Raw genomic sequence first — 13,618 nt, forward strand, 5'->3', positions numbered from 1 at the left:
AAAATTAGCATAAAAGTATAAAAAAACGCCCAAATGCAATGCATTTGAGCGCTCAGGATTATGATATGATTAGAAAAAGGCGTGTTATACGATACCTTGTGCTTTCATCGCGTTAGCGACTTTTATAAAACCACCAATATTGGCACCTTTCAGATAATTAACGAATCCACTGTCTTGGCCATATTTCAAGCAAGTTTCGTGAATGCTTTCCATAATGGTTTTTAAGCGATTGTCAACTTCTTCTGTACACCATTGTGTACGGATTGAGTTTTGAGACATTTCCAAGCCGCTGACAGCAACACCACCAGCATTCGCAGCTTTGCCAGGTGCAAAACTGATTTTTGCATCTAGAAAAACTTTAATAGCTTCTGCAGTAGAAGGCATATTTGCACCCTCAGCTACGCAGATACAACCATTTGCTACAAGCGCTTTAGCATCCGATTCTTCTAATTCATTTTGTGTTGCACATGGCAGAGCGATATCACATTTAAATTGCCATGGCTTTTGACCAGGTAAGAATTTGGCGTTTGGATAGCGAGCAGGATATTGATCGAGGTTTCTTCCCAAAGTAGCCCCAAATGCCATTTTTTCAGCATTAAAACCATCAGGATCGTAAAGTGTGCCCAAGCTATTTGATACAGTGATTACTTTGGCGCCAAGTTGAACAGCCTTTTCAACAGCGTAAAAGGCTACGTTGCCAGCACCAGATACTGTAGCTACTTTACCTTGTAAAGATTTTCCTTGATATCTGAATATGCAGTCAACAAAATATAGGAGCCCATAGCCGGTAGCTTCAGGACGAATATATGATCCACCCCATAATTCACCTTTGCCCGTTAGAACGCCTGTAAAATTGTTTTGAAGTCGTTTAAATTGACCGAATAAAAAGCCTATTTCGCGTCCACCAACGCCGATATCTCCTGCAGGAACATCTGTATCTGCGCCAATATGGCGATAAAGTTCTGTCATAAAGCTTTGGCAAAAACGCATAATTTCATTATCTGATTTACCTTTAGGGTCAAAATCAGAACCTCCTTTACCACCACCAATTGGTAGTCCTGTTAAGCTATTTTTAAATACTTGTTCAAAAGCGAGGAATTTTAAAATACTTTGGTTGACAGAAGGGGCGAAGCGAAGGCCACCTTTATATGGACCGATTGAACTGTTCATTTGAACACGATAACCACGATTTACCTGTACTTGGTGATTATCATCCAACCAAGTTACGCGAAAAGATATAATACGTTCAGGTTCAGTAAGTCTTTCGAGAATTTTTTGGTCGAAAAATTCAGGATGATTTTCAGTAATATAAGGAAATAAATCCTCAGTAACTTCTTTTACAGCTTGTAAGAATTCTGGTTCATTTGGATTGCGTTTCTCAACGATTGAAATGAACTCGTTAAAGTTTTTTGACATGTTTTAATTAGTAAAATTTCCCTTTGGCTGGCACTAATTTATATAATTTTTAATAAAAAACCAATATTTGTTAATTATTTACAATTATTGGTCTTTTTTAATGAAATTTCATATTTTTTAAAATTATTTCAAACAGACTAATCAATAGCGAAATGAAGGCATAATGACCATTTAACAGTATTTTATTCGAAACTAAATCTAAAAGATAGAATCATTTTCGTTTTTGATAAAATAGCTATGAATACTCATTACAATTGATGAATATTTAATGTTTAGCTTTTTTTTCTGACTATTTGATAAATGTAGATGACCCCTATTTTCTTTATATATTTGGTAATTATAATTTATATTATGTTAAATAGTAAATATCCGAGTGTGCCCTCTCTATACAGTTGATCTTTAAGCTTGGTTCTTTAAAATAGATTCTGTGGTGTATAAGTTCAACTTCATAAAAAAAAGGAACCCAAACAATGCCTGAGTTCCTTGAATAATATTTAGGTTGAATATTTACGTTTAAAAAAATATTAATCGATTGCCTGAATCATTAAAGCACCAACGGTTAGATTTGTCCGTGGATCAATAACAATCGCTTGAGAATTTGCCGGATTTTCCTGCTGTAGATCAAATACTAGATTCTCAGCGGACTTAATGGCTATTCGACCAATATCATTTAGTTTGATTGGATCATTATATATTTTTTCCTGTGTATTGATATCAAATTTGTATAACACATCTACAATCTTAACCTTGGTTAATTTACTGTGGCTTTGGACAAGATAAACTTGCGCAGTATCCAAAGGCTTATTGTCGAACCAACATAAGTTTGCTTGAATATTGCGCTCAAACTTTGGCGGCTGTTCTACACTTGCAATGGTATCGCCGCGACTAATGTCGACATCGTCACTGAGGTGTACAATGACAGATTGTCCGTTTTCAGCCCGTTGAAGTTGTTGCCCGTTTAATTCAATCGCTTGAATTGTGCTATAGGTTTCTGCTGGATAAACAATAACCTGGTCACCAACCGTCAGCCCCTCTCCTAGTACTCGGCCTGCATAGCCTCTATAGTCGTGTAAATCATCGGTTTGTGGTCTTACAACCCATTGGACGGGAAACCTCCAACTGGCTGCTTCCTGTTCGTGAATTTCTACATTTTCCAGGTAATCCAATAAAGATTCGCCTGCATACCAGCTCATTCTTTCTGACTTATGGACAATATTGTCTCCTTTTAAGGCTGAAACAGGTATGAAATCAATATCCTTAAGTCCGAGATTGTTAGCTAAAGTTAAATAATCAGCCTTGATCTGTTCGAAAACAGAAGCGCTATAATCGACCATATCCATCTTGTTTATGCAGACCAAGACTTGTTTCATGGCCAATAATTTGGCTATAAAAGAATGACGTTTTGTTTGCTCTATTACGCCTTTGCGTGCATCAACCAGAATGATTATGAGATCTGAATTGGAAGCTCCAGTTACCATGTTTCTGGTGTATTGGATATGTCCTGGAGCATCGGCTATAATATATTTTCGGTGTTCAGTCTGGAAATATTTATAGGCTACATCAATTGTTATGCCTTGTTCACGTTCAGCTTTAAGTCCATCAGTCAATATGGCCAAGTCTACCGTCCCATCGTCATTTTTCCGGTTGGCACGCTGTATAGCTTCCAATTGGTCGTCCAAAATGGAGTTTGTATCATATAGTAATCGGCCAATCAAGGTACTTTTACCATCATCTACAGAACCGGCCGTTATAAATTTCAATATATTCATTGTTGTCAATATCAGGTATTTGATTTGAATTAAAAGTATCCTTGTTTTTTACGTTCTTCCATGGCTGCTTCCGATACCTTATCGTCCATTCTAGCGCCACGTTCACTTACCGTTGAGGCCTTGATTTCGGCGATAATATCATCTAACTCCGTTGCTGTTGAATCTACAGCTGCTGTACAAGTCATGTCGCCTACAGTTCTGAAACGTACAGATTTGCGTTCTATGATATCATCTGCATCGATATTTAAGAATGAGGCAGCAGCCATCAGTTGCCCATTGCGGGTAATAACATCCCGTTCATGGCTGAAATAAATCGATGGCAATGCAATCTGTTCACGTTTAATATAGTTCCAAACATCGAGCTCGGTCCAGTTTGAAATAGGAAACACCCGTACATTTTCGCCTTTGTTTATTTTGCCATTAAAGATGCTCCACAGCTCAGGTCTTTGGCGTTTCGGATCCCATTGTCCAAATTCATCACGCACGGAGAAGATTCTTTCCTTAGCACGCGCTTTTTCTTCGTCCCGACGTGCGCCACCGATACAGGCATCAAAACCATGTTTTGCGATTGTATCGAGTAAGGTAACTGTTTGCAAGGCGTTCCGACTTGCATTTTTTCCTTTTTGCTCAACGACTTTTCCTTGATCAATGCTGTCTTGAACATAACCAACGATAAGTTTTTCTCCTATGTCTTCAATCAATGAATCCCTGAACGTAATTGTCTCGGGAAAATTGTGACCAGTGTCAATATGAACTAGTGGAAAAGGAAATTTACCAGGTCTAAATGCTTTTTTTGCTAGGTGAACAAGTGTAATGGAGTCCTTACCACCAGAGAATAATAGCGCTGGTTTTTCAAATTGTCCGGCTACCTCCCTTAAAATATATATTGCTTCCGCTTCTAAATGATCTAAATAGTCCATTCTCTGAAATAATAAAATTTGATTTTAATGAATTTGGGTTTCTACTTCGCTATTTTATGATTTAACGGCGTGCAAACCACATTCTTTTTTACTTTGATCTTCCCACCACCATCTACCAGCGCGGAAGTCCTCTCCTTCTTGTATTGCTCTTGTACAAGGTTGACAACCGATACTTGGGAAACCCTTGTCGTGTAGCACATTGTACGGGATATATTGCTCTTTACAATAATTTTTAACTTCCTCAAAAGTCCAGTCAAATAAAGGATGGATTTTGATGATTTGGTTCGTTTCATCGTATTCGATAAAGTCCATGTCGTGGCGATTGATGGATTGATCTGATCGGATGCCCGTTACCCAAATTTTTTTCCCTTTAATCGCGCGTTGTAAAGGTTCAATTTTCCTTATCCTACAACATTCCTTCCGATTCTCAACCGACTCATAAAAGGAGTTTGGACCTTTTCTGCTGATAAAATCTTCCAACAATGTTGTATCCGCAGTATATGTTTTAATACGCAACTGATAACGTTCCAAGGTGCGGCTCCACAGGGAATAGGTTTCTTTGAACAGTCTTCCAGTATCCAGTGTGAATATGTCGATATTAATATTATTTTTACCGATCCATTCCGTGATTACTTGATCCTCAATACCGAAAGAGGTTGAAAAAACTACCTCATTAGGAAATAGTGAGGCTATTGTTTGTAAGAGCTCCACTCCTTTTTTTTCGCCAATAATTTCTTTAATTTCCTTAACGTTCATAACGTAATATATTTTTGGTATGCTCGTTCAACTGCTTTACTTTGTATTCAAAATCTCCTCGAAGCTGCTCTCGATAAGCACTCATGAGTGATAGTGTTTCGTCAATTTCCTCCGGTAACAAGTCATTTAATAGTTCCTTCACCCTTTTGGCAATCGTCGGTGATTTGCCATTGGTGGAAATAGCTATTTTCAAGTCGCCTTTCTTTACGATGGACCCCAGGTAGAAGTCGCATAATTCGGGTTTGTCCGCGGCATTAAACAGTATGTTATTTTGCCCTGTTAAATTACGCAGCTGCTCGTTGAGCTCCATGTTATTGGTTGCTGCAATAACAAGTTGTTTGTCCGTAAGGTCGTCTGGTCTAAACGGACGCATGTGGAGCTGAATTTGTGTGTAATTTTGTAATAGCTCCTTAAATTCCGGGATGATTTCCCGAGTCACAATGGTCAGTTTTAATCCCTCATCATTGGAAATTAAAGCTTGAAATTTTTCCAATGCAACTTTCCCGCCTCCAACAAGTAAGGTGTCAATTTGATTCAATTTGACGAATATTGGAAATAGCTGGTTCATATCTATAAAGCTAAAGCTTTTTCTTTAATGTGTTGGAATGAACGATGCTTGGCAACGACCTCGCCGATTACAATAATCGCTGGGACACCGACCCTTTTCTCTGTTGATTCATCAAGAATATTATCGATAGTACCTAGTACAACTTTTTCATTAGGCAATGAACCATTTTGAATCAAGGCTATTGGTAAATTATGAAGATTTCTTTGGCGGTAGATTTCCACGATCTCTGCCAATTTTCTGTATCCCATCAAGACAACGACAGTGGCCTTGGATTCTGCCGCCAGATAAAGATCTGTTGAAAGTGAACCGTCCGATTTGGAGCCTGTGATGACCCAAAAGCTCTCACTGATTCCCCGGTAAGTTAATGGAAGTTGCTGTAGTCCGGTAAGTCCAATTGCGGAGGAAATACCTGGCACAACGGTAGTTTCAATACCATATTGCTGTACGTAGTCAATTTCTTCGCCACCACGGCCAAAAACAAATGGATCACCACCTTTTAGACGTACAACATGGCCATAGTTTAAGGCATAATCCACCAAAAGGCGATTGATTTCATCCTGTGAAGTAGAGAGTTGTTCGGCTCGTTTTCCAACATATATCTTGATGCATTCAGCCTGTGCATAATCCAGTAGTTCATCATTCACCAAGGCGTCGTATAAAATGACATCTGCTTTTTCTATTGCTTTGATGCCTTTTAGGCTGATCAGATCCGGATCACCAGGGCCTGCTCCTACCAATGTTACTTTTGCTTTTATTGACATACCTATTCCCTCCTATACCAATACTGGTTTTAAATTTTTCCGTTGATAGACTTCATTGATAAACTTCGTTGCTTCCTGAAGGTAGTTGATTGCAAAATGCTCTGTTGGTTCATTTTTACTAATCTGTAGAACTAATTCTGGAAACGTTTGGTCAAAACTATATTCACCTGTTTCCACGAAATGTGTTTGGAATTCGTTGATTACAATATTTTGCGTGCTGGCGCTAATCCCTTTATCCAATAGTAGGGCTTTTGCTGCTTGTACAAAGGCATTATAAGCATGATAAATCGCATCCGAGAATTTGGATTCCCGAAATGTTTCATTTGCCCATTGTAATTTCTCTTCCGCCTCATAGATCAACGTAGCAACCAAGTCAATCACCACGCCTGCACACTCGCCAACTCCGATTGCCGTTTGGAAAGTTCCTTCATGTCCCCAGTCGACAAATTCGTCCGCAGCAAGATTGGTCAAATCCGATAGAGGCTTTAAAAGATTATAAAAGTAATTTTTACTTTGTCTGTCGTAGTAAGCATGGAAGTTTTCATTTGTTTCCGCATTTTTTTTATAATCATTCAGCACCCATTCTACAACATGCAAGACTCTTTTTGTCGGCACTTTAATAATACGCTCGGCAACACGTCCTTCACCATTACCAATTGTCCCGCCACCAAGCATAACTTGGGCTGCAGGGACCAATTTGCCCTCCGCTTTAACCGAGCTACCATGAAAGCCGATATGTGCCAGACCATGTTGGCCACAAGAATTCATACAACCCGAAATTTTGATTTTTAAATCCCGATTAAAGACAAAATCCTGATGAAATTCGGCGATATAAGATTCGATAACCCGCGCCATTTCAGTACTGTTTGAAATGCCTAGATTACAGGTATCCGTACCAGGGCAAGTTGTTACATCAGCAGTACTATCAAAACCTACCTGCGCTAGATCCAACGATTTAAGTAGTTGATAAATATGTGGCAGTGACTTTTCTGTTGCGTATTTTAGCAGTAGGCTTTGGTTTTGTGTGATACGGATATCGTCCGCGACCAAATCCTTCAGACCTGCAACCAACGCGCGTGCTTTATCTGTACCTATATCACCGGTGGATACCCGCACATAGACACCGTAATATCCTTTTTGTTTTTGTTCGAATGTATTGGTGCCCTTCCAAACTTGATAATTTAGATCACTATCTAGGTTAATCGTTGATAGCTGATTGTCGTCCGGTGGTATTGGCTGTTCGATTTTGGTTCGGTCGATCGGATAGCTTTTCACCTTCGTGGCGATTTTCTCGGCTTCAATTAAACTTAGCACTTCCTCTAACCCTAGTTTCTGAATAAGGTATTTGAATCGAGCTTTATTTCGGTTATTTCTTTCACCATAACGATCAAAGACACGAAGTGTCGCTTCGATATAAGGGATCAATTCATCTTCTGGTAAAAACTCGCTTGTCACTGATGCTAAGAAAGGCTGAGATCCCAATCCCCCACCCAATAACACTTTAAAACCACGAACTTCCACACCATCAACAATTTTTAGTTTTGGAATAAAACCAAGGTCATGAATATAGGAAAACGCAGTGTCTTCATCACTGGCAGAAAATGACATTTTGAATTTTCGTCCCATTTCCGCACATACTGGATTGCGCAAAAAATATTCAAAGGTCGCCTGAGCATATGGCGAAACATCAAATGGCTCCTTTGGATCGATTCCCGAACTTGGAGAAGCGGTGACATTACGGACTGTATTTCCACAAGCTTCGCGTAATGTAATATCGTCTTCAGCCAATTTGGACCAAAGTTCTGGTGTACGGTCAAGACTAACGTAATGAATCTGTATATCTTGACGTGTGGTCAGGTGCAGATTACGGCTTGCGTATTCGTCTGATATTGCTGCAATTTTGTTCAATTGCTTAAACGTAACCTTTCCAAACGGAAGCTTTATACGAACCATTTGAACTCCAGGTTGTCTTTGTCCATATACCCCCCTAGCCAAACGCAACGATCTAAATTTTTCGTCGGCAATTTTGCCCTCGTGGAACAATCGAATCTTTTTTTCAAGTTCGATAATTTCCTTCTCCACGATAGGATTTTCTAATTCTGTGCGGAAGCTTTGCATATAACAAATAAAATCTATTGATTTAGTATTCTTTTCTCGATGTCAAATGTAAAAATATTTTTTTAATATTCTATAATATCTACCAAATTAATATATATTTGCCCTATAAAATTTAATATATAAAACCTGTAGACTTTTAGGTGTAATGATGAGAAAGTTTTTTATAATCTTGATTTTAAGCTATGTAATCGTATTTAAAATGACTTCCTGTGCGCCAAAAGTCAAAAATGGTTATAGTAAGGAACATGGTTTTGAAGGTAATATTTCTTTGTCCGGTGCCTTTGCCCTTTATCCTTTAGCTGTAGTTTGGAGTGAAGATTTTAAAAAAATACACCCTAATGTTCGTTTCAATATTTCAGCGGGAGGTGCTGGAAAAGGAATCGCCGATGTTCTGACAGGTATGGTTGATATTGGAATGGTGTCGAGAGACCTACACGAGCAGGAAATAAAAAAAGGGGCTGTTCCAGTTATTGTTGCTAAAGACGCTGTTATCTGTACGATTAATCCCGGTAACCCTAATTATTCCGCTATTTTGAAGCGTGGTCTGAGCCGCGAAGAATTGCTGAATATTTTTGTAAATAGAAAGTTTAAGACCTGGAAAGAAATTGATCCTCAGTTTACGGCGGATCCTATCAACGTTTATGTACGTTCGGATGCTGCCGGAGCAGCTGAAACATGGGCTAAATTTTTTGGTCATAAGCAGGAGGATCTGCAAGGTATTGGCATTTTTGGTGACCCTGGGATTGCTCAGGCCATTAAAGATGATACTCACGGGATTGGATTCAATAACATTAACTACGTCTATAATCTGAAAACCAATAACGTGTTTGATCGTATTGCGGTTGTTCCTTTGGATCTCAATAAAAATGGGCACATTGAGGATGATGAGCAGTTTTATGGCACTCTATCTAATTTGACAGAGGCCGTCGCTACAGGAAAATACCCAGCTCCCCCCTCAAGAGAACTAACTTTTGTAACGCGCAATAAGACCGAATCCCTTCTCTTGAAAGAATTTATTTCTTTTGTGCTTCAAAAACAGGCGCAATCGCAACTCCTTGAGAATGGTTATGTCCCACTAAATGAAACATTGATAAAAGAAGAACTTAATAAGTTATAGCATGCTAAATACTCGTCTCGTTAAAGATTCTCTGGTCAAGCGATCCACCTTGCTCCTGCTACTGATTTCACTTTCAGTTGTGGTGATTATTGCGATTGGTTTAACTATAAAATCGATTCCGTTATTTGAATACAGTAATATCTTTCAACTGTTGACCGACAAGGTTTGGTCACCAATGAAAGGATCGTTTGGCTTTTTGCCTTTTATTGCAGGTACGCTTGCTGTTACCTTGATTTCTCTTGTTATTGCGATTCCGCTTTGTATACTGACTGCGGTTTATTTGACTGAATATGCTTCGGATGCCTTAAAAAATATGATGTTTCCGTTGGTCAATATTTTAGCAGCGATACCGCCGGTTCTGTATGGTGTTTGGGGGGTATTGTTTATTGTACCTTTAATTCAGCTGTATATCGCTCCCATCTTTGGGGTTGTTACATCGGGTTATTCAGTGCTTGCCGGTGGAATTGTATTGGCAGTGATGATCTTTCCCATTATGATTTCCATTATGGTGGAGGTGCTGCAAACGATACCTTATGAGCTAAAAGCGGCTTCGCTATCTTTAGGTGCAACAAAATGGGATACCATTAAGCATGTTATTCTGAAGAAGGCTAGACCTGGCATTGTTGCTGCAATTGTTTTGTCAACATCGAGGGCATTTGGTGAAACAATAGCGGTGTTGATGGTCTGTGGCAATGTTGCAAAAGTCCCTACTTCGGTATTTGATGCCGGATACCCAATTCCAGCATTAATAGCCAATAATTTCGGGGAAATGATGTCAATTCCACTTTATGAATCTGCGTTAATGTTCTCTGCGTTGCTGCTGTTTGTGATCATATTTGTTTTTAATTTAATATCTCGTCTTATATTGAGACGACTGGAAGGAGCTCAGCATGGATAATACGAAAAGACGGCTATTGAGTGAAAAGGTAGCCAAAGGTTTCATGCATCTCTCCGGGATAACTGTGACTGCTTCCCTATTTTTTATCGTAGGAACTATCTTATATAAGGGGCTTCCTTATCTCAGTTGGGAGATGGTTAGCCAGTTGCCAAAAGGTGGATTTTATATTGGAAAAGAAGGTGGGATTTTGAACGCAATCTTGGGCTCCCTCTATCTAGCAGGTGTAGCGACAGCCTTGTCCGCAATTATAGGTATTCCGATTTCGTTGTACCTCAACGTTTATTTGGGGGCGAAATCAAAAGTGACACAGCTTGCTAAATTGTTGTTTGATGTCTTGTATGGTGTTCCTTCTATTGTTTATGGGGCGGTTGGTTTTGGTATTATGGTTTATTTAGGTATTCGAGCATCGTTATTGGGGGGAATTATTACAGTGACACTGTTAACCATTCCAATTGTGGTTCGCACGGTTGATGAATTGATAAAAACAATTCCTGACGATTTAAAGAATGTCACTCTTTCCCTTGGGACCACACGCTGGGAATTGGCTAAGGTCATGCTAAGAAACATCCGATCAGGGCTTCTTACCGCGATTTTGCTGGCTTTTGGGCGTGCTATTGGTGATGTTGCGGGCGTTTTATTGACAACAGGTTTTAGTGACAATCTTCCAAAATATATTGATGAACCAGCGGCAACGTTGCCATTGTCCATTTTTTTTCAGCTAAGTAGTCCTATTCCTGAAGTTCAGGGGCGCGCTTATGCTTCAGCTTTAGTTTTAACAATCATTATTTTAATTATTGTAGTATGCACTCATATCCTTCAATCGAAACAAAAAAATCGTCGATAATAAGTCCTTTGAGCAATCCCCACATTGAAATCAAGGATCTTAATGTCTATATTGACGGCCGACATATACTTAAAAATATTAATCTCGCCCTTCCTAACAATAGTGTAACTTCGATTATTGGTCCTTCAGGTTGCGGAAAGACGACGCTTTTAAAGACACTCAATAGATTAGTAGATGATACCAAGGGGGTTGAAATAACGGGATCTGTACTTGTTAATGGTGAGGATATTTATGGTAGAAATGCTGAAGTAACACATATCCGTAAGAAAATGGGACTTTTATCCCAAAAACCTTATCCTTTACCAATGTCGATCTATGATAATGTGGCTTACGGTCCTCGCATACATGGTACTCGAAGCAAAAAGGAGTTGGACAGAATTGTGGAAACGCAATTGCGAAATGTGGCGTTATGGGACGAAGTCAAGGACCGTCTCGGACATTCGGCTAGCGGATTGTCCATCGGTCAGCAACAAAGGCTTTGTCTTGCAAGAGGTTTGGCTGTAGAACCTGAGATTATACTTGGAGATGAATCGACATCAGCGTTAGATCCGCTTTCAACTGCTAAAATTGAGGAATTACTAATTGAATTGAAGAAAGATTATACCATCGTATTGGTAACGCATATTTTACGACAGGCAAGACGGGTGTCTGACTATATTCTGTTTGTCTATGGTGGAGAAATTCTTGAGTTTGGACCGACGGAACAGGTTTTATTGAATCCGCAGAATGAAATCACAAAACAGTATGTAAAAGGATTTATTTCCTAGAAGCTTAAGAAACATCGACACTGGATTAGGTTTATGAGAAAGCAATAAGGATTGGCTGATAAAAAGAATAAGCCAAAGGCTTAATTTCTACTGCGGGATATCTTCCCTATAATTGTGAAGACGATTGCTTTGTTGGGATAAACATTAGCAAAATAAGCATATGACCGATATTGTTTCCATCAAATCAGTCCGTAACTTCGCTTAAGAAATTATGCGGGAGTATTCAGGGGTAAAATAGGAATACTCCCGCATTTATTTTATCATGGTATCAGATAGACTCTATTTCCTACTTCAGGTGGAATAAATCATCAACGCCAAGTATCTTCTTGGAAGTAAATCCTTCGGCATATTTCGCTTGGATATATCGTCCAAATTCTCGGGCTCTGGCAGCAGTTGATTCCATGAAATCCGGATTGGAAATGTAGGTTTGTGGTTCATCAGGATTTACGTTTTCTCCTGTGTAAAATTGAGTTTTATAGGCTAAAACGGATTTTTCTTTAACATGGTAATAATCTGTTATATCGATAACAACATCTGGTTTTATATAATAATCCTGTACAAATTGCAGTACCAATCGGGGGCGGTGGGCCTCCTGAGGAACATTGTCCTGATCAAAAGTTTCCACTCTTCTCAAGCCAGCAAGAAAGCAAGCTTCACTGACCATCTGCCCCGCTCTTCCATGGTCCGGGTGGCGGTCTGTGATGGCATTTGTAATAATAATTTCGGGTTGATATTTGCGGATAGCTCTTATTACTGCCATTTTCTCTCTTTCGGCATTTTCAAAAAAACCATCTCTTAAGCCCAGGTTCTCTCTAGCGGCCAGTCCTAGGATTTCGGCAGCATCTTTTGCTTCCTGAGCCCTGGTTTCTGCTGTGCCGCGTGTGCCAAGCTCGCCTTGAGTCAAATCAACAATTCCAACCTTTTTTCCTTCAGCAACATATTTTGCCATTACTCCACCTGCGCCTAATTCAGCATCATCAGGATGTACAGCAATGATAAGTAGATCTAATTTTAACATATGATATCTCTCTTTTTATTTGGCTCTTCAATGACAAATCATTCCATTTAATCAACGAACAATTTTACTGAGATGCTATAGACAGCTTCAATATACTATTGTTCCTGAGTCGATATACGATTAGATTGACGTTGTGAAAGCCGCGGCAAAGGTAAGCAGTTTATGGGTTACTCTTGTAAAAGACGCTCGATATTGCGGCAAATTTTACTTGATAATGGCGAAGTAGTCGGATAATAGAAATCAATGACCTCTCCTTTTTTGTTTATCAGGTATTTGTGAAAATTCCAGGAAGGTTTACTGTTAATATGTCCATTCTGATCTTTGCTTGAAAGAAAACTGTATAAGGGTGTTGTGTATTCGCCGATAACATGGCTACGCTTAAAAATAGGGAAACTCACCTGTTGATTGATCCGGCAGAATGTCTCTAGCGTACCACCGGTTAATGGTTCCTGGTTACGAAAATTATTTGCCGGAAATGCCAGGATTTCGAAACCTTGGTCTTTATATCTTTGGTAGAGTTTTTCGAGGGATTTAAATTGTCTGGTAAAGAGGCATTGACTAGCAGTATTGACGATGAGTAAAACTTTACCTTCAAAATCAGCGAGAGATTTTTTTTTACCATTAAACTGAAGTGCGTCAAAGTCGTATACTGTTTTCATCTGGTTT

At 39.2% G+C, this 13,618-nt stretch carries 13 protein-coding genes; 4 read left to right on the forward strand and 9 right to left on the reverse strand.

Annotation, left to right across the window (positions count from 1 at the left end):
• Nucleotides 1–84: 84 nt before the first annotated feature.
• The 7 genes from gdhA to B2O97_RS07280 all read right to left on the reverse strand — a co-directional run bounded on the left by gdhA (nt 85) and on the right by B2O97_RS07280 (nt 8,308).
• Entirely contained in the window at nt 85–1,416 is a 1,332-nt protein-coding gene (gene gdhA, locus B2O97_RS07250) for an NADP-specific glutamate dehydrogenase (RefSeq protein WP_070564173.1), read from the reverse strand.
• 524 nt (nt 1,417–1,940) lie between these two features.
• The gene (locus B2O97_RS07255; protein ID WP_112374138.1) at nt 1,941–3,185 is read right to left on the reverse strand and encodes a sulfate adenylyltransferase subunit 1; all 1,245 of its coding nucleotides are present in this window, start codon (nt 3,183–3,185) and stop codon (nt 1,941–1,943) included.
• 29 nt (nt 3,186–3,214) lie between these two features.
• Nucleotides 3,215–4,105 carry a sulfate adenylyltransferase subunit CysD gene (gene cysD, locus B2O97_RS07260; RefSeq protein ID WP_070564167.1) on the reverse strand — a complete coding sequence of 297 codons (891 nt, stop codon included), beginning with the start codon at nt 4,103–4,105 and terminating at the stop codon, nt 3,215–3,217.
• Nucleotides 4,106–4,159: 54 nt separating this feature from the next.
• Nucleotides 4,160–4,861 (reverse strand): phosphoadenylyl-sulfate reductase, encoded by a 702-nt coding sequence (locus B2O97_RS07265; protein ID WP_070564164.1) that lies wholly within the window; start codon nt 4,859–4,861, stop codon nt 4,160–4,162.
• A complete protein-coding gene (locus B2O97_RS07270) occupies nt 4,851–5,429 on the reverse strand; it encodes a precorrin-2 dehydrogenase/sirohydrochlorin ferrochelatase family protein (protein WP_070564161.1) in 579 nt (192 codons plus the stop codon). Before B2O97_RS07270 ends, B2O97_RS07265 begins: the two co-directional genes overlap by 11 nt.
• Before the next feature lie 2 nt (nt 5,430–5,431).
• Complete coding sequence (cobA, locus tag B2O97_RS07275; RefSeq protein WP_070564158.1) at nt 5,432–6,190, reverse strand: uroporphyrinogen-III C-methyltransferase; 759 nt, start codon at nt 6,188–6,190, stop codon at nt 5,432–5,434.
• A 12-nt stretch (nt 6,191–6,202) separates the two neighbouring features.
• A complete protein-coding gene (locus tag B2O97_RS07280) occupies nt 6,203–8,308 on the reverse strand; it encodes a HEPN domain-containing protein (RefSeq protein WP_070564155.1) in 2,106 nt (701 codons plus the stop codon).
• A gap of 199 nt (nt 8,309–8,507) precedes the next feature.
• Here B2O97_RS07280 and B2O97_RS07285 point away from each other — a divergent pair, with 199 nt between their 5' ends.
• Genes B2O97_RS07285 through B2O97_RS07300 form a run of 4 tightly spaced genes read left to right on the forward strand, consistent with a single transcriptional unit; the run spans nt 8,508 to nt 11,934 of the window.
• Entirely contained in the window at nt 8,508–9,425 is a 918-nt protein-coding gene (locus tag B2O97_RS07285; RefSeq protein WP_236560197.1) for a PstS family phosphate ABC transporter substrate-binding protein, read from the forward strand.
• A gap of 1 nt (nt 9,426) precedes the next feature.
• Nucleotides 9,427–10,323: a phosphate ABC transporter permease subunit PstC gene (gene pstC, locus B2O97_RS07290; protein ID WP_070564149.1), complete on the forward strand. Its 897-nt coding sequence runs from the start codon at nt 9,427–9,429 to the stop codon at nt 10,321–10,323.
• Nucleotides 10,316–11,167 (forward strand): PstA family ABC transporter permease, encoded by an 852-nt coding sequence (locus B2O97_RS07295; protein ID WP_286767198.1) that lies wholly within the window; start codon nt 10,316–10,318, stop codon nt 11,165–11,167. Before pstC ends, B2O97_RS07295 begins: the two co-directional genes overlap by 8 nt.
• Nucleotides 11,125–11,934: a phosphate ABC transporter ATP-binding protein gene (locus B2O97_RS07300; RefSeq protein WP_046673379.1), complete on the forward strand. Its 810-nt coding sequence runs from the start codon at nt 11,125–11,127 to the stop codon at nt 11,932–11,934. The genes B2O97_RS07295 and B2O97_RS07300 overlap by 43 nt, the downstream gene beginning before the upstream one ends.
• 286 nt (nt 11,935–12,220) lie before the next feature.
• On the opposite strand, the gene bshB1 is transcribed toward B2O97_RS07300, so the two are convergent.
• A complete protein-coding gene (gene bshB1 / locus B2O97_RS07305) occupies nt 12,221–12,952 on the reverse strand; it encodes a bacillithiol biosynthesis deacetylase BshB1 (protein ID WP_046673378.1) in 732 nt (243 codons plus the stop codon).
• 167 nt (nt 12,953–13,119) lie between these two features.
• Complete coding sequence (locus tag B2O97_RS07310; protein WP_070564142.1) at nt 13,120–13,611, reverse strand: glutathione peroxidase; 492 nt, start codon at nt 13,609–13,611, stop codon at nt 13,120–13,122.
• Nucleotides 13,612–13,618 lie beyond the last annotated feature (7 nt).

Origin of the sequence: Sphingobacterium sp. UBA865, from assembly GCF_002295765.1 — a bacterium.
GTDB lineage: Bacteria > Bacteroidota > Bacteroidia > Sphingobacteriales > Sphingobacteriaceae > Sphingobacterium > Sphingobacterium multivorum.